This is a genomic window from Pseudomonas agronomica, from assembly GCF_025917275.1.
In the GTDB taxonomy this organism is placed as follows: Bacteria; Pseudomonadota; Gammaproteobacteria; order Pseudomonadales; family Pseudomonadaceae; genus Aquipseudomonas; species Aquipseudomonas agronomica.
The window spans coordinates 1-586 of the sequence record NZ_JAOSHO010000997.1; the positions used below are offsets into that span (position 1 = coordinate 1).

Genomic DNA, 586 nt, shown 5'->3' on the forward strand with positions numbered 1-586 from the left:
CGCGATGGCGTCAGGTCAGTTGAAATCGAATTGGCTGACACACCGCTATCGCGAGCAAGCTCGCTCCCACAGGGATTGCACTGCGGAGGAAAATTTGTGCATTCATCACCCAAACGCTGGCTCCTGCGAGCCGCTTCCTTGCTGCTCTGCCTGCTGTTCTGGCAACTCGCCGCCGCCGGCCATTGGAACCTTGGCCTGGTGACCTTCGCCAACGTCCCGACCCCACTGGCGGTGGTCCAGGCCGCACTTGGCCTGGGCGAGTCGGGCAATCTCGCACGGCATCTGGGCAGCAGCCTGGGCCGGGTCTTTGCCGGGTATGGCGCGGCGCTGTTGATCGGCGTGGCGCTGGGCCTGGCCATCGGTCGGTCACGCTGGGCCGAAGACCTGCTGCTGCCGCCGCTTGAAGTGCTGCGGCCGATTCCGGCGGTGGCCTGGATTCCGTTGGCGATCCTGATGTTTCCCTCGTCGGAGTTGTCGATGGTCTTCATCACCTTCACCGGCGCGCTGTTCCCGATCCTGCTCAACACCGTGCACGGCGTCGAAGGGGTGGACCGACGGCTGATCGCGTCGGCGAAAAGCCTCGGGG

Annotated in this window: 1 protein-coding gene; it reads left to right on the plus strand. The window is 65.0% G+C overall.

The window, feature by feature from the left end:
* Positions 1-96 precede the first annotated feature (96 nt).
* Positions 97-586 (plus strand): ABC transporter permease (locus OC610_RS28575; RefSeq protein ID WP_264433110.1); only part of this gene is annotated, 490 nt, incomplete at its 3' end.